This window comes from Flavobacterium sp. FlaQc-48 (assembly GCF_044007335.1).
Taxonomy (GTDB): Bacteria; Bacteroidota; Bacteroidia; order Flavobacteriales; family Flavobacteriaceae; genus Flavobacterium.
Genome location: NZ_JBIPCR010000001.1, coordinates 168,044 through 184,369, shown reverse-complemented (window position 1 = coordinate 184,369; position 16,326 = coordinate 168,044). Strand labels below are relative to the sequence as shown.

Here is a 16,326-nt window from a genome sequence, read left to right as displayed (position 1 = left end):
CCGTACAATTTTTTCACGATCTTGTCACAAATATTTCTGATTGAACTTTTTACCTTTTTCGTCAAAAGATGTACATAATTGGAATCCTGCAAAATCCAAATAGTATTATGTAACAAAAGTTTTTTTTATAAAAATTAAATTTGAGTGATCCAGTAAAAAATACTATTATGAAATTTCTTTTAATCCTCTTAACATCCATTTTCTTTTCTTCATGTCAACAAAAAGAAAATAAGAATACTACTGTTTATGCCTCCGATACCATTTCTCCCAAGAAAAGCATAGAAAAGCACAAACAAAAAAGAGATAACAAACAAATAGGCGACACTATAATGATGAATTTTAGTAATAAAAAAGGCTTTTTTACCGCTGAAGGTTCATTGGATTCTATTCATTCAAAAGTATATATCAAATTTAAAAACGAAGATCCTGGCGAATTGAAAGCAACTATTGTTCCGGCTACAGGCAAAGGAAACATCCGTTTTAACCAAATTATTTTTCCCGATAAAAGCTCAGACGGACCTTTTGGAATGGATTTGAAAATCCCCCTTACTCAAAAAGGAAATTATATAATAGTAGTTGGACATTCGCTAATGGCCGATAATCCCTTTTGGGGAAAATTCAGTGTGCAGCTTGAGCATACAAAAGAATAATTCAGGACCATTCAACTAATATGGAAAACCATACTTTAGATTCCATATTGTTCCTTACTAAATCAATTTATTAATCATGCCATTGAATATAAAGCCATGAAAAGGCAAAACGCTATACCAGTATAATTTTCCCATTATTCCTTTTGGTCTAAAAGTGGCTGCCTGATATAACGTATTCTTAATGATCTTAAATTCCAGCCAGGCCTCACCAGGGAGCTTCATTTCGGCATATAAGATAAGTTTACCTTCTGCTTTATTGGCATAAACTACCCGCCAAAAATCTAATGCATCTCCCGCATGTATTTCATTTTTATGGGTTCTCCCCCTTCTGGTTCCTACACCTCCGAAAACCTTGTCCATAAATCCGCGTAAATCCCATAGCCAGTCGGCATAATACCATCCTGTTTCGCCTCCAATGGACCAAATTCGATCAATGGTATAATCCCTGTTTTTAATTTCCCGCTTTCTACGGTCAATAAAACAATCCTTTTTAGGAACTTTAAGATAGTTGGCAACACTTCCTTTAAACTGTCCGCTTATAAGCGAATCTTTCCAGCTGGAAATTACAGCATTCTCATTAATCTTTATCAAAGCCCTTTCAAGAGCTTTCGTATAGTTAATTGGCGTTATCCCTAATAAAGTATTTATTCGGTCATCCTTACAGATGACTTCTACCTTCATACTGCTCACCAAAGCCGAAGCCAGTTTAAAAGAAGTAGAAGTTACAAAATACAGCCAGTACGAAGATAGTTTCGGAGTCATTACAGGCACCGTAAAAATGTATCTTTTAAGTTTTTTTGCTTTGGCAAACTGCAACAGCATCTGTTTATAGGTCAGTATATCAGGGCCTCCAATATCAAAACTCTGATTGTAAGTAACTGGATTTAGCAATGATTGAAATAAAAAATCCAAAACATCGCTGATCGCTATAGGCTGACATCTTGTATTGAGCCATTTTGGTGTAATCATAACTGGCAGCTTTTGCACCAAATCGCGTATAATTTCAAAAGAGGCACTTCCCGATCCTACAATAATCCCTGCTCTTAAAGTTGTAGTGGGGACTATTCCCGTCTTTAAAATATTCTCTACGGCTTGTCTTGAAGATAAATGTTTGGATAACGATTTGTCATTTACAATTCCGCTCAGGTAAATAACCTGTTTTGCATTTGTTTTATTTATTTTTTCTACGAAATAATGTGCCGAAATACTTTCCAGTTCATCATAGTTAGTTGCAGAACCGGACATAGAGTGAATGAGGTAGTACGCAGCATCAATATCATCAGGAATGCTTTCTACAGTTTTCGGATCGAGAAAATCAACTTCTATAATCCTAAGTTTTTTTTCAAATCCTTCCGGATAATAAAACCTGTTTCGATCTCTTACGCAGCAAATCACTTCATGTCCGTGACTGAGTAATATGGGTAAGAGTCTCTTGCCAATGTAACCTGTTGCACCTGTTAAGAGAATTTTCATCGTTATGCATTTTATAATTTAAAGCTGACCAAACCATAATCCATCTGAAAAACCTGACCTGACATCGATGCAGCTCCTTTAGAAATCAAAAAGTTAGCCAACTGTGCTACCTCGAGGGGTTTTAAATAATTTTTCATTGGATGGCGTTCGATCATATTTTCTTTCATACGGTCGTTTCTTAAAATTGAAGCCGACAAAGGGGTTTCTGTGATTGTGGGTGCGATAGCGTTAATACGAACCACAGGAGCCAGTTCGGCGCCAAGAGACTTTACAAGTCCCTCGACTGCACTTTTTGCTGTGGCTATACTGGCATGAAAAGGCATTCCGAGTTTAGTTGCTACAGTGCTGAATAAGACAATGGACGGATTTTGTCCTTTTTTTAAAGCAGGCAGATAATGCTGGATCGCTTTTACCGCACCTATTACATTAATTTCAAAATCACTCCTGAAATCATCAGGGCTCAGACCTGAAATGGGTTTGAGATTGATAGAACCCGGGCAATAAATCAAAGCATCAATACTTTCTATCTCAGGTAATGTATCGATGAGCACATCAGCCGAAAAATGAACTAAATTCGAATGGGAAACATCAGGAGCAGTACGGCTGATATTGTACACTAAATGATGATCGAGTTGCTGCATTAAAATAGCATTGCCTATTCCCCTGCTTCCTCCTATTATTACAACTTTCTTCATTGCTTTTAATGTTTGATTAATAATGCTGTTTTTAACCTTTACGTAATGTGAAATCTGAAAATGAGATTTTCATTATTAAATTTCAAACCACTTTTCTGTATTTTTATATTATTTTAATGAATAACATCATATATCTGTTAAAGATACGTTTTTGTTTAATCATTTTTAAAAAATGATAAACAAAATAAATTATATTTATATAACTTAGCCATACAGCGTTTCTAAATTATATAATAGATAATCTTTTATATGCCTTATCGCAAAGAGGCTTTATCGAAATAATTGTAAATCATGAAAAGAGAAGACACTAATTTTTCTATGGCCGAACTGGATCGAATAATTGAAATGGCATGGGAAGACCGAACTACTTTTGATGCCATAAAATTTCAGTTTAATTTATCAGAAGCCGATGTAAAAGTATTAATGAAAAAAGAACTCAAGTTCAGCAGTTATAAATTATGGCGAGAACGGGTTGAACATTGTAAAACAAAACATTTATCTAAACGGATCGAAGGAATTGACCGTTTTAAAAGCAGTTCGCAGCGTTCGATTTCTAATAACAGGATATCAAAACGATGATTTAGCAACAATATTTACAAATACGGCCTATAATAAATTGTAATTGTGAAACACTTTAGCATCCTAATATAACATTACATAATTCTAAAAAAAATACCTTCGTACATAAAACCAATCCAATATCACCATGTACCAAAATGTGAGTCTCTTAAAAGATATAGTAGACAATACTCCTTTGCCTATTGCAGTATATACAGGACATGAACTCAAAATAGAAATGGCAAATACTGCCATGATCCGGACATGGGGTAAAGGTGATGAGGTAATTGGTAAAAATTACCTTGAAGTGCTTCCGGAAATTAAAAATGATGTTTTTTTTCAGCAGGCCACCCATGCGCTGAAAACCGGAATTCCTTTTCATGCCAAAGATAAAAAAGTGAACCTTATGATCAATGGTATCATGAAAGAACACTATTTTAACTATAGCTTTATTCCCCTCAAAGATACGGAGGGAAATATCTATGGCGTCATGAATACCGGTACAGATGTTACGGATTTACATCTGGCCCGACAACAGGTTCAAAGTGCAGAAGAGCGACTAAGAATAGCCATTGACTCCTCTGGAATGGGAACCTATGAAATAGATCTCGCCACAAAAAAAATCAAGACTTCAGGGAATTTCAATACGATCTGGTCCATTGACAGCGAAATAGCCAATGAACAGCTCATCGAAAAATTACATCCTGAGGATCAGGTACTACGCGAGATCGCACATCAGGAATCCCTTATTACAGGAAAAATGTGCTATCAGGCGAGAATTGTAAATGATGACCAGACCATTAAGTGGGTCAAGATCAATGGTAAAATCATAATGGACGAAAATGGAACTCCCAGCACTATTATCGGAATTATACAGGATATTCATGAGCAGAAAAAATTTGAAGAGGAATTAAAAAAACAGGTTGCCGAAAGTACACAGGAACTAAGAAGATCAAATGACGATCTTTTACACTTCGCCAATGTAGTCAGTCATGACCTGAAGGAACCCGTTCGCAAAATCAAGACGTTCAATAGTCTTTTAAAAGGTGAATCTGAAACTGCTTTTAATGAAAACGCTAAAAAATATTTACATAAGGTAGAACAGTCAGCACAAAGAATGCAGACCATTATAGAAGGAATTCTCGCTTACTCTACCCTGGATAAAAAAACACAGCCCATTGAAAAGATAAATCTGAATGAGGTAGTTGAAAATATCAAAACAGATCTCGAACTCATCATAAAAGAAAAAGATGCCATACTTATTACATGTGAACTTCCTGATATAGAAGGGGCACCTATTCTAATCCAGCAGCTTTTTTACAATCTGATCCATAATGCCTTGAAATTTTCAAAAGCAGATGAGCCACCCAGGGTTATCATATCGTTTACTATTATAAATAAAGAAGGTATAGATCTGGTTCAGATTACAATTAAGGACAATGGTATTGGTTTGGATATTGTTCATGCCGAGAGAATCTTTACTGCCTTTGAAAGATTGCATTCTAAAGACCAGTATGAAGGTAATGGACTTGGTCTGGCACTTTGCAGAAAAATAGCCAAAAGGCATGGTGGTACCATTACTGCCACAGGAGAAAAAGATAATGGAGCAGAATTTGTAGTAGTACTGCCTTTACAACAAGCAACAGATACCATTTAAAACTCCATCATTTTTATTAATTTTTACCTTCTTTATATATTTCAATTTTACCGATAACATCTAAACCTTGTATTTTCAGTACACGCTTCATGTTATTTAAGGCTAAAAAAAGCTCCTTTATCACATTTAGAATGATTCTAACGGCATTCCTTTTATAACTAAAGGTATTTTAAAGTAATTTTATTTGGAATTAGAAACTATGAAAATGAGTATTGCTGATAAAAAAAACTTACAGGATTTTCTTAAAAACATAGATGGGAAAATTGATCAATTAAACGATCAAAAGATAAAAGCCTTCTTTGAATCTCTGGGGTTACAGGAACGAAATGATATTCCTAATGATTACCTGAATTGGGAAACTATACTTATTGTGGTTCCAAGCCGCAGTATTTTAGATGAAATAAAGAAATATAAGGATTCTATATCCAGAATTTCATTTGTTACAAACCCAAATGCAAAGCAGATTCATATTTACGATTTTAACGATTGGAAAAAAAGTACCCAGAATAAAACACAATTTCAAATTAGGGATTTGCTTAAAACAAATTTTGGAGGGGTTGAAAAAACCGCTGAAGATCCAGACTGGATTAAATTAATATAAATTGAACTATGCACGCTGAAAACCATTACATTAATAGAAGTGGTTGGCTTAGGGCAGCTGTTCTGGGCGCCAATGACGGGATTTTATCTACTACCAGTTTAGCCATTGGCGTAGCGGCAGCCAGTGTTACCAGAGAGCCTATTTTACTGGCAGCCGTAGCTGGTTTGGTTGCCGGAGCACTTTCTATGGCAGCAGGCGAATATGTATCAGTAAGTTCACAAGCTGATGTGGAAAAAGCTGATTTAGAAAGAGAAAAACTGGCACTCGAAACCATGCCGGAAGAAGAACTCGAAGAATTAACCGATATTTATATCCAAAGAGGATTAAGTAAGGAATTGGCCAGGCAGGTTGCCAGTGAACTAATGACTCATGACGCGCTTGAAGCCCATGCGCGAGACGAACTTGGAATTAATGAAATCACGCAGGCGAATCCTTTAACTGCTGCTTTTGCATCAGCAATATCCTTTATTATTGGGGGGCTATTACCGCTTTTGGTGGCTATTTTTGCTCCTATAAAAAAAATGGTTTTCTATCAATATGGTTTTTCCATACTTTTCCTGGCCTTTTCCGGAATATTAGCAGCCAAAGCAGGCGGGTCAAAAACACCAAAAGCAGTTTTGCGTATTTGTATCTGGGGTACTTTCGCGATGGCAATGTCGGCTTTAGTAGGATATATATTTGGTGTTCAGACCACTTAGAAAAAAAATCTGTTTTTGTTGATTTAAAATTTAATCGAATCTTAAGTGATTAAAAAAAATAAGACAGGCAACAATTCGTTATTTCGTATATATCTAAAAACAATCTGTAAAATGAAACTCATCACAATGTTCCTTTTATTAACGACAGCGTTTTCTATAAATTGGGAACCTGACTTTAATAATGCAAAAAAAACAGCAAAGGAAAAACACGAATTAATTCTACTGAACTTCTCCGGTTCAGACTGGTGCGGGCCTTGTATAGTGACACGCAGAGACTATCTTGAAAATCCTGATTTTACAGCGATGGCCAATGAAAATTTAATATTGGTCAATGCTGATTTTCCCAGAAAAAAGAAAAACATTGGAACGCCGGAACAAGTAAAACGAAACGAAGATTTAGCAGAAGTCTATAATAAAGATGGAAGTTTTCCTCTAACCCTGCTGCTTGATGCTAACGGTAAAGTCCTTAAAACCTGGCACGGAAAACCGGAAACTACACCCGAACAATGGACTGCCGAAATAAAAGCAATCTGTGATAGCAAAAAATAACATATCGAAAAATCAAAAATATTCGCAATCCCTAAAGCTCATGGGGAACAACTTTACTATTACGGTTGTTGCTGAAAATGAGAAAATTGGAAACAAGAATATTAATCTTGCCATTGAAGAAATCAGACGCATTGAAAAACTGCTGACGACTTATAAAGACGACAGCCAGACCAATCTCATTAACGACAATGCAGGAATTAAAGCGGTTAAAGTAGATCCTGAAGTTTTTAATCTGATCGAAAGATGTACTGGAATTTCAAGAATTACCCAAGGGGCTTTTGATATTTCGTACGGAAGCATCAATAAAAGTCTATGGAATTTTGACAAGGATATGACTAAATTACCAGATCCTGAAACGGCTTTAAAAATGGTGCACCTTATTGATTACAGAAATATCATTTTAGACCAAGAAAACACAACCGTATTTTTAAAAGAAAAAGGAATGCGAATTGGTTTTGGCGGAATTGGAAAAGGTTATGCTGCCGAAATGGCCAAACAAATGCTGCTGAAACATAATGTGCAAAGTGGGATCATCAATGCCAGCGGAGATCTTTCGGCATGGGGGTTACAGCCCAACGGCAAAAAATGGACGATTGGCGTAGCAGATCCAGATGCTCCAAATGCAGCATTCTCTTATATGGAAATATCCAATAAAGCAGTAGCAACATCAGGAAATTATGAAAAATTCGTGACGATTAACGGAAAAAAATATTCTCATACCATTGACCCAAAAACAGGATTGCCCATTACCGGAATAAAAAGCGTAACCATTATCACTACAAATGCAGAATTTGCTGATGCAATGGCAACTCCAATTGCCGTTATGGGAATTAAAGCAGGCTTGTTTTTAATAGATCAGATACCGGATCTATATTGCATTATCATCGACGACAACAACAAAATTTATACTTCAAAAAACATTAACCTGAAATGAAAAAGCCAAAACAAAAAGCACTCGTATTATTGTGCAGCATTGCTTTTACAGGCATTCTACTCACATCCTGTACCTCAGTAAAAGAATACCAGAAAGGAAAAATCAACGATTCTGAAATGGTACTTGCGAACAGGAAAATCGAAAAGACTGAACTCAGTTTTCAATCCTACCGTGAAGGAGCTTCCGGGGCAAATTCAGGAAAAAGCGGCGGTGGCTGTGGCTGTAACTAATTTTCATCCTATTATAAAATGAAAAGAATATTTATTACAGGACTTGCCTTATTGGGATTGTTTCAATTAAGAGCCCAAAATGTCCCTACGGATTCTACCAGTTATAAAAGTAAAAAATTAAAACTGGAAGAAGTAAATTTAGTTTCGAGCTATTACAAGCAAAACGGAGACAATTCAGCCGTTACAGGAGGAATTGGTTCTGAACATCTGACAGATATTGCAAATACTATCGATGTTAAATTAGTGAAATACGGAGAAACCGGAATCAAACATACCTTTGATATAGAAGCAGGTATCGACCACTATACCTCTGCATCATCAGATATGATTGATTTGAGTGCAAATTCATCTGCTTCCTCTTCAGATAATCGCTTTTATCCTTCTTTGACTTATATTCGGGAAAATGAAGCAACGGGAAGAACAATTGGTATTGGAGTTTCTTCTTCAACTGAATTTGATTACCAATCTTTTGGAGGAAATATTAGTTTTTCCCAAAAAACAAAAGACCGAAACGGAGAATTTACAGCTAAATTCCAAACCTTTATCGATCAGTTAAAATTAATTGAACCTATTGAGCTTCGTGCTCCGGGAAGTGAAGGTTATGATAGTGCCAACAGAAATACTTTTGCAGGGACTTTAAGTTACTCTCAGGTGGTAAACAAAAATCTGCAGGTAATGCTTGTAGGTGATGTCATTAGCCAGAACGGTTATTTAAGCCTGCCTTTTCACAGGGTTTATTTTACCGACGGATCTGTACATCAGGAGAAAATGCCGGACACCAGATTAAAAATTCCATTGGGAATCCGGGCAAGCTATTTTCTTGGAGACAATGTAATTATTAGGGCTTATTACCGATATTATACTGACGATTGGAGCTTAAAAGCACATACGGCTGATCTTGAAATTCCTGTCAAGTTAACACAGGCATTTTCAATAAGTCCGTTTTACAGGTATTATACACAAACCGGAACCAAGTATTTTAAGCCTTACGGAGAACATACTGCAGCCGATGAATATTACACCAGCAACTATGACTTGTCTAAGTTTGACAGTAGTTTTTTTGGGATGGGAATGAAATTTACGCCTCTTAACGGAATCTTTGGTCTTAAACACTGGAATACCTTAGAGATTCGTTATGGACATTATACCAGAACGACTAATATGACTTCGGATATTATCAGTATCAATATAAAATACAAATAGCACTTAATTTGATCTTATACCACAAAACCCAATTAATACAATTGGGTTTTGTGGTTTAAGATTCTATAGCAAAAATCTTTTCTTACCTTCTAATCTTTAATTTCATTACCACCTTTGAATTTTGTTTCAATTATGGTTTAAGTCTTCCAACGCCCGCATTATTGTATAAAATATCATTACATGGAAGAACTGTGGTATTGAGACCATTATAGTCTATTCTAAAAATCATTAAAATGGACCATCCTCTGTAAAAACCAATTGAGTAATAAATAGAACTACATTTTGAGATAAATTTCATTGTTTTATACAGCCCTTTTTACCTCTTTCCAAAATAGTATTCAGATAGAGTATTCAGCTTTACTAACTTTTACGGGATGTAAAAAAACCATAGGCTCTTTTTTCTGCGTATGAATATGTTGAATTACGCAATGGAAAAGCGCAATGCCCTCCGTACTTTGGTGTTTCGAGATAAACATATTCGCTGTCTTGCGCTATCGCCCTGGGGTAACATCTTTCGCCTAAAAAAGGATCATCAAGAGAATTAATAATTAAAACGGGAGTCGTAATATTTTTAAGGGAAAACTCAGGAGAAACACGATGATAATAGTCATCCCGGCTCGCAAAACCATGAAGCGGTGCTGTAAAATACTGATCTACTTCATCAAAAGAAGAGATCTTATCAATCTGATCACGGTTTATAAAATCCGGAAATTGTGCTGCTTTGTATTTCAGCTTTCTTTTAATATCAATTGTAAAATTCTTTAAATAAACCCTGTTAAAACCTTGTTTAAGTATCGCAGCACTTGTTGCAATATGAGTGGGCACTGAAATACAGACTGCTGCCTTTATACGTTCATCGATTTTTGTCCAGCCAAAATAATTCAGGAGCTGAACACCTCCCATCGAATATCCAATCAAATACACTTCCTCGAATCCTTTTTGTAAAACAAACTGCACCACTTCATCCAGATCATCAACGGCACCGTGGTGATAAAGTCTAGGCAGTCGGTTCATTTCTCCTCCACAAGTACGGTTATTCCATGCAAAAACGGAAAACCCTTTCTGCTGAAAATAAGCCGCGCAGCTATTATTGTATGTTCTCCGGGAATCCCCTTCAAGGCCATGACATAAAATAACTGCTTTTTTAGGGTCATTTATAATAAAATCGATATTGATAAAATCCCCATCACTTAACTCTTGTTTTTCTCTTGTGTATCCAGGAGCGTCAAACCTTTTAAACAAAGCAGCATAAATCGTCGAAATGTGCCTGTTTCGATGAATAATAGAAGGGAAATTATATTCTGATTGTTCAATTACCGGCATGATACGATTTTTTTTGATGCGTTATACAAATCTAAGAAATCAACTGACATGTAATTTAAAACTGCCTTTTTTATTTCATCGTTACAAATTATGTCCGGGATTAAAAAGTGCTTAAAATAACCTGGTGCTGAACTTGCTGTTTACGGTAATTTTAAAAAACAGGAATATGAGTAAAACAAACTTAATTTTACCCCATTTCAGTAAAAAAGAAACTATAAATCTGCTGTTGAAATTTAATTTTTTTCAAAATAAAGGTAATTGGTACCAGTACCTACATCCCGTAATCGTATTTGCGAATTATTAAACTCAAACAACGTCCAGTTACTATTCAATTTGCCCAGTAATTCTGTACTGAAATTTATTTTTAATGTCCTGACGCCATACGCTGTTGTCGTTTCCCACTGGCCCGTTTCCGAAATTGCCCCTTTGGTAGCCACTACCGATTTGTCACTTTTAAACACAAATGAATATCCGCTATAAGAAGAGGTTTTATCTGAACCACTAAAAAAGTAAGGTACTCCCCAGGAACCTTTTGTTATTGTTTCTGTAAGATCAAGTGCTGTTATATTATTTTCAGGGCAGTAATCAATAACATATTTTATAGCATTTTCAAACTCTAAATTACTGGTAATCGACTTTGTCTGATTATTATAATCTACTATAGAAATTGGATATTTTAAGGAAATATACTGACTGCTATTCAAATTTTTTATAAAATTAAAAAATGCCTGATCACTTACTATCGATACAGAACTTGCTGTTTGATTAGTGCTGTTGTAGCTATTTATAGTGATCGGATAGTTGATGTTTAATCCGTTAATTTTGGATAATAAATCAGGGTAAAGATTCCAGTAATCGATCAGGGCGTTAAAATCGGTTTCGGCCGGAATGACTTTTTCGATATAATTATAATATACCATCGTTACCGGGAAATCTATTTTTACGATATCATCATCGGTATTACTGGCATTGATATTATCGGATACTTTTTGATAATCTGCAGTGGTATTTACTGCAATTTTTGTGTTATTGACAGTAACGGTATACGGGAGTTTTATGGTGCAATAACTAGACCTGTCGATTACATTATCCTGCACGGTCTGAACCATAGCAACCCTTTGCAGATAAGTTGTAAGAGGAGAAACATTTGTAACTGTTCCTTGTTGATTATAGTCTTGCTCTTCTGATTCACTTTGACAAGACAGTAAAAACAGAAAAACAGCTAGCGATAAATATTTTTTCAAAGGGAACATACTTATATTTTTACAAATGTAATAAAATTTAAAGAAAACTGTTTTATAATAAATTCGGCATCAAGGGGTTTCAATTTCATTTTTCATGATAGCAAAAGAAAACAAATGACATTTTATGTTTCTATAAAACAATCAGCTTTGCTTTTACCCTACTTAAACTAAAAACAAATACTTTTGCATCGTACAAACTGAAAATATAAATGCCAGACAAATCCCAATCAAACACTTGCGATGAAATAATTTTTTCGTCTTTTTTTAAAAGTCAGATAAAAGCACTTCGTAATTTTCTTTTTTACAAATTTGGCAATATAGACCAGGCCGATGATTTGGCTCAGGAAGCCTTTGTAAAGCTTTGGCAAAACTGCGCTTCGGTACCACTTGAAAAAGCAAAATCATATATTTATACGATTGCAAATAATAGCAGTCTTAATGAAATTGCCCATCAGAAAGTGGTTTTGAGATATGAAAAAAACTTCAGCGGTTTAGACAAAACAAATGAAAGTCCCGAATATATCCTGGAAGAAAAACAGTTTCAGTCCAAACTATTGAAAGCCATAGAAAACTTAAACGAAAAACAACGGATCGCTTTTTTGATGCATCGGATTGATGGAAAAAAATACAGCGAGATTGCCCTGGAGCTAAATATTAGCGTAAAGGCAGTCGAAAAACGCATTCATCTGGCTTTGTTAAGCTTACGTAAAGAAATTGATCTGTAAAAAGTAGGGTAAATTAAGTTCCACCTGTTTTAATAATATAGTACTATACAATGAAAGAAAATCGCTTATTAGCAAAATGGCTCAACAATGATTTGTCTCCGGACGAATTAGCTGACTTTGAAGCAAGTCCCGATTTTGAAAAATACCAAAAAATAAAGGATTACACGGCTCATTTAGAAGTAGATGATCTGGATGAAAATACAATGTTGTCAAACATTCTGAGCCAGAAAAAAGCGGCTCCAAAAGTAGTTCCTTTATACAAAAAATGGATGTTCCAGGCAGCCGCTATCGTTGTTTTAGCACTTGGAATTACTTTTGTAATCAAAAATTTTGTACCACAAACCGAAACAGCACAATTTGGCGAAAAGACTAGTTTTTCATTACCCGATAATTCTGAGGTAGTATTGAATTCCGGCTCTGAAATCAACTATAAGAAATGGAACTGGAACAGTAACAGACGTCTTGAATTAAAAGGAGAAGCTTATTTCAGGGTCTCCAAAGGAAAACGTTTTGAAGTGCACACCAGTCTTGGAAAAGTATCCGTTTTAGGAACTCAGTTTAACGTTAAAGCCAGAAAAAAAAGGTTTGATGTCGTATGTTATGAAGGACGTGTAAAAGTAAACTATGCCAATAAAGAAATCATACTAACACACGGACAAAGTGTTACTTTCGAAAACGGAAAACAATTCAGCACTGTTGTAAATTCGTCAGAACCTGAATGGATAGACAACCAAATCTGTTTTAATAAAGAAAATATCAAAAGTGTGTTAGACGAAGTTCAAAGGCAATACAACATTACGATTGAACTGAATGCGAAAGATACAACTTCGCTTTTTACAGGAAAATTGCCCACTAAAGACCTGAATGTCGCCTTGCAGATTATTAGTACAACCTATCATTTAGAGATTCAAAAAGTCTCAAAAAATAAAATAATTTTTGACGAAAAATAAATGCTGCTCCCCAAATCATTTCATTTTTCATTTTTTCTGTTTTTCCTTGTCCTGAATCTTGCTGCTCAGGACAAAGGCATTGCTGTGCCCTTAAAAAAAATCATACTTGATATTCAGGAGCAGCATCAGGTTAGCTTTAATTACACCGAGGATAATGTTGCAAACCTGCAGGTAACACCTCCCAAAGAATCACTTTCTTTAGATCAGAAACTACAATATCTGGCTAAAAAAACGAATTTGTCTTTTGAAAATATAGGAAACAAATTCATTAATATTTATAAAAAAGATACTGAAAATCAAAAAATCTGTGGTTACATTTTTTCCAGTACAGATAAAAAACCTATTGAAAACGCAAACATTAATTTAACCGGTAAAACCCGTATTACAACGGATTCAAATGGCTATTTTGAGTTTAAAAAAGAAAGCAGAAATATTTTATTGATTAGTCATATCGGGTTTGTTACCAAAAGGATTGTGGCTGGTAATCCGGCTTCTGAAAATTGCCTGCAAATACTTTTAGAACCCGAAATTACAGTACTTGAAGAAATTAAAGCCAATGCCATTCTGGCTTCGGGGATTTCAAAAAACACAGATGGCTCATTTGAAATTAAACCCAAGAAATTTGGTATTCTGCCGGGACTTATCGAGCCCGATGCTTTACAGGCAATGCAGCAAATTCCGGGTGTAAACAGTCTTGATGAAAGCGTTTCGAGCATTAATGTACGTGGTGGCACACACGACCAAAATTTATTTTTGTGGAATGGAATCAGAATGTTTCAAACGGGACATTTTTTTGGTTTGATATCTGTTTTTAATCCCAATCTGGCGCATACCATTTCTATTTATAAAAATGGAAGTTCTGCCTTTTTCGGAGAAAGTGTATCGAGTGTAGTGGCTATTTCTTCTACTCCGGAAACTGCAGAAAAAAACTCATTTAGTGCCGGAATAAATATGATTAATGCCGATATTTATGCCAAATACAATCTTTCGAAAAAGAGTTATATCGAAATTTCGGCACGTAAATCCATTACTGATTTTGTAGAAACACCTACCTACAAGGAATATTTCGACAAAATATTTCAAAATACTACCATCACTGATTTTTCAGAAAAACAAAATATCGATTATCAAAGTGATAAAAAATTTGGCTTTTATGATGCTACACTTAAATATGCCCAAAAAATTGGAACTAAAGACCAAATAATACTAGATTTAATTACCATAAAAGACAATCTGGAAGTTTTTCAAAGTGCGACTGTATACGACATAAACAAATCGGAAAAAAATGTACTGCGGCAACAAAATTATGGTGGAAATTTGTCGTGGAAAAGAAACTGGAACCAATTCAACACTACTAAAATTAATGTTTATAACTCGGCTTATGAGCTTTTGGGCAACCAAAATACCAGCATTGAAAATCAAATTGCCATTCAGGAAAACACCGTTAACAATAATGGAATTAATCTGGAGAACAGCCATATCCTGAACTCTAAATTTAGTTTAAACGACGGGTATCAGTTTAATGAAATAGGGATCACTAATTTAGAACAGGTAAGCAATCCTGATTTCTTTCGTAAAGTAAAAGACGTATTAAGAGCACATGCCTTAATTCTGGAAGGGAAATACAACGATACGCTTTCCAGAATATATTTTAAGGCAGGAACGCGAATTAATTATATTGAAAAATTTAAGAAATACATCGTAGAACCCCGGATTCAATTTAATTATGGCATCAGTAAAAGTCTAAACTTAGAACTGTTGGGCGAACTGAAAAGTCAAAATTCACAACAAATTATCGATTTGCAAAAAGATTATTTTGGCATTGAAAAAAGACGCTGGATTATCTCAAATAATACTACAATCCCTATTCAGAAAAGCAGGCAAATTTCTTTGAATTTATTCTACAAAAAGAATGACTGGCTGGTGGATATAGAAAATTTTTATAAAAAAGTAACAGGAATTACAACTTCCAGCCAGGGTTTTCAGAATCAGTTGGAATTTGTCCGAACCACCGGCGATTATGAAATTTGGGGAACTGAAATGCTGGTCCAAAAAAAAATGAATCACTTTCTGACCTGGTTAAGTTATACGTATAACCATAATAATTACCATTTTTCTAATTATGAATACCCGCGTTTTCCCAACAATTTTGAGTTAATGCATACGGTATCCTGGGCGGGAATTTATGAGAAAAATAATTTTAAAATTGCTTTGGGAACAAAATGGTCTTCTGGCAGGCCCAAAACCTCTGCTGATCTCTCTCAAATAGATCCTTCAGACCCTGTATTGGTATACAACACACCAAACAATACCAATCTGCATGTTTTTTCGCAGGTTAATATTTCCTCTACTTACAAATGGGAAACTGAAAAGGGAATACAATACAAATTAGGGATATCCGTCTTAAATATCCTAAACAGAAAAAATGAAATCAGCGAATATTACAGAATAAGTTCCCTGACGAGTTCTATAGAGGAAGTCGAAACATTTTCGCTGCAAAGAACTCCAAATATGAGTTTTAGGGTTTCATTCTAACTTCATTGCTGCAAGGTTTGTAAAAAATTCTTGTCTTTTTTTTTATTTTTTTTCTAAAATAACAATTCTTTGGTAGGGTAATCTGCATCAAAGCTGTTTTACTATTGAACCTTATCAAAAGAATAAAAAATGCCCCCAGCAGAAAACCTGACCCTATATCATCAAGGCCATTTTTATGACAGTTCGTAACAATAAAAATTAAAAAATTATTGAACGAAATGCACATTAATATGGAGCACGACTTCCTGATATAATTTACAACAAATACTTTACCAGATCTGTAAAGCATATTTCCCATTTT

At 35.0% G+C, this 16,326-nt stretch carries 17 protein-coding genes; 12 read left to right on the top strand and 5 right to left on the bottom strand.

What is annotated here, in order from left to right:
- The first annotated feature begins 167 nt into the window (after nucleotides 1–167).
- The gene (locus ACHRWY_RS00740; protein WP_395351550.1) at nucleotides 168–650 is read left to right on the top strand and encodes a hypothetical protein; all 483 of its coding nucleotides are present in this window, start codon (nucleotides 168–170) and stop codon (nucleotides 648–650) included.
- 57 nt (nucleotides 651–707) lie between these two features.
- On the opposite strand, the gene ACHRWY_RS00735 is transcribed toward ACHRWY_RS00740, so the two are convergent.
- Nucleotides 708–2,123, bottom strand: coding sequence for an SDR family oxidoreductase (locus ACHRWY_RS00735; RefSeq protein ID WP_395351548.1), 1,416 nt, complete (start codon nucleotides 2,121–2,123; stop codon nucleotides 708–710).
- Between the two features lie 11 nt (nucleotides 2,124–2,134).
- On the bottom strand, nucleotides 2,135–2,818 hold the full coding sequence (locus ACHRWY_RS00730; RefSeq protein ID WP_395351546.1) for an SDR family NAD(P)-dependent oxidoreductase: 684 nt from the start codon (nucleotides 2,816–2,818) through the stop codon (nucleotides 2,135–2,137).
- 291 nt (nucleotides 2,819–3,109) lie between these two features.
- Between ACHRWY_RS00730 and ACHRWY_RS00725 the strand changes: the two genes are divergently transcribed.
- From ACHRWY_RS00725 to ACHRWY_RS00690, 8 genes are all read left to right on the top strand, one after another.
- The gene (locus ACHRWY_RS00725; protein ID WP_395351544.1) at nucleotides 3,110–3,397 is read left to right on the top strand and encodes a TIGR03643 family protein; all 288 of its coding nucleotides are present in this window, start codon (nucleotides 3,110–3,112) and stop codon (nucleotides 3,395–3,397) included.
- A gap of 127 nt (nucleotides 3,398–3,524) precedes the next feature.
- Nucleotides 3,525–5,033, top strand: coding sequence for an ATP-binding protein (locus tag ACHRWY_RS00720; protein ID WP_395351542.1), 1,509 nt, complete (start codon nucleotides 3,525–3,527; stop codon nucleotides 5,031–5,033).
- 184 nt (nucleotides 5,034–5,217) lie between these two features.
- Entirely contained in the window at nucleotides 5,218–5,634 is a 417-nt protein-coding gene (locus ACHRWY_RS00715; protein ID WP_395351540.1) for a hypothetical protein, read from the top strand.
- A gap of 8 nt (nucleotides 5,635–5,642) precedes the next feature.
- Nucleotides 5,643–6,332 (top strand): VIT family protein, encoded by a 690-nt coding sequence (locus ACHRWY_RS00710; RefSeq protein ID WP_395351538.1) that lies wholly within the window; start codon nucleotides 5,643–5,645, stop codon nucleotides 6,330–6,332.
- Nucleotides 6,333–6,443: 111 nt separating this feature from the next.
- A complete protein-coding gene (locus ACHRWY_RS00705) occupies nucleotides 6,444–6,881 on the top strand; it encodes a thioredoxin family protein (RefSeq protein ID WP_395351536.1) in 438 nt (145 codons plus the stop codon).
- A 40-nt stretch (nucleotides 6,882–6,921) separates the two neighbouring features.
- Nucleotides 6,922–7,815: an FAD:protein FMN transferase gene (locus ACHRWY_RS00700; RefSeq protein WP_395351534.1), complete on the top strand. Its 894-nt coding sequence runs from the start codon at nucleotides 6,922–6,924 to the stop codon at nucleotides 7,813–7,815.
- Complete coding sequence (locus ACHRWY_RS00695) at nucleotides 7,812–8,045, top strand: DUF4266 domain-containing protein (RefSeq protein WP_395351532.1); 234 nt, start codon at nucleotides 7,812–7,814, stop codon at nucleotides 8,043–8,045. The genes ACHRWY_RS00700 and ACHRWY_RS00695 overlap by 4 nt, the downstream gene beginning before the upstream one ends.
- An 18-nt stretch (nucleotides 8,046–8,063) precedes the next feature.
- Nucleotides 8,064–9,248 (top strand): DUF3570 domain-containing protein, encoded by a 1,185-nt coding sequence (locus tag ACHRWY_RS00690; protein ID WP_395351530.1) that lies wholly within the window; start codon nucleotides 8,064–8,066, stop codon nucleotides 9,246–9,248.
- 130 nt (nucleotides 9,249–9,378) lie between these two features.
- Here the strand turns inward: ACHRWY_RS00690 and ACHRWY_RS00685 are convergent, their stop codons facing one another.
- From ACHRWY_RS00685 to ACHRWY_RS00675, 3 genes are all read right to left on the bottom strand, one after another.
- Nucleotides 9,379–9,546 (bottom strand): hypothetical protein, encoded by a 168-nt coding sequence (locus ACHRWY_RS00685; RefSeq protein WP_395351528.1) that lies wholly within the window; start codon nucleotides 9,544–9,546, stop codon nucleotides 9,379–9,381.
- A gap of 62 nt (nucleotides 9,547–9,608) precedes the next feature.
- On the bottom strand, nucleotides 9,609–10,571 hold the full coding sequence (locus tag ACHRWY_RS00680) for a YheT family hydrolase (protein ID WP_395351527.1): 963 nt from the start codon (nucleotides 10,569–10,571) through the stop codon (nucleotides 9,609–9,611).
- A 233-nt stretch (nucleotides 10,572–10,804) separates the two neighbouring features.
- Entirely contained in the window at nucleotides 10,805–11,824 is a 1,020-nt protein-coding gene (locus ACHRWY_RS00675; RefSeq protein WP_395351525.1) for a hypothetical protein, read from the bottom strand.
- A gap of 200 nt (nucleotides 11,825–12,024) precedes the next feature.
- Between ACHRWY_RS00675 and ACHRWY_RS00670 the strand changes: the two genes are divergently transcribed.
- Genes ACHRWY_RS00670 through ACHRWY_RS00660 form a run of 3 tightly spaced genes read left to right on the top strand, consistent with a single transcriptional unit; the run spans nucleotide 12,025 to nucleotide 16,025 of the window.
- Nucleotides 12,025–12,540 carry an RNA polymerase sigma factor gene (locus ACHRWY_RS00670; RefSeq protein WP_395351523.1) on the top strand — a complete coding sequence of 172 codons (516 nt, stop codon included), beginning with the start codon at nucleotides 12,025–12,027 and terminating at the stop codon, nucleotides 12,538–12,540.
- Between the two features lie 50 nt (nucleotides 12,541–12,590).
- Entirely contained in the window at nucleotides 12,591–13,490 is a 900-nt protein-coding gene (locus ACHRWY_RS00665) for a FecR family protein (protein ID WP_395351521.1), read from the top strand.
- On the top strand, nucleotides 13,491–16,025 hold the full coding sequence (locus tag ACHRWY_RS00660) for a carboxypeptidase-like regulatory domain-containing protein (RefSeq protein ID WP_395351519.1): 2,535 nt from the start codon (nucleotides 13,491–13,493) through the stop codon (nucleotides 16,023–16,025).
- The last annotated feature ends 301 nt before the right edge of the window (nucleotides 16,026–16,326 follow it).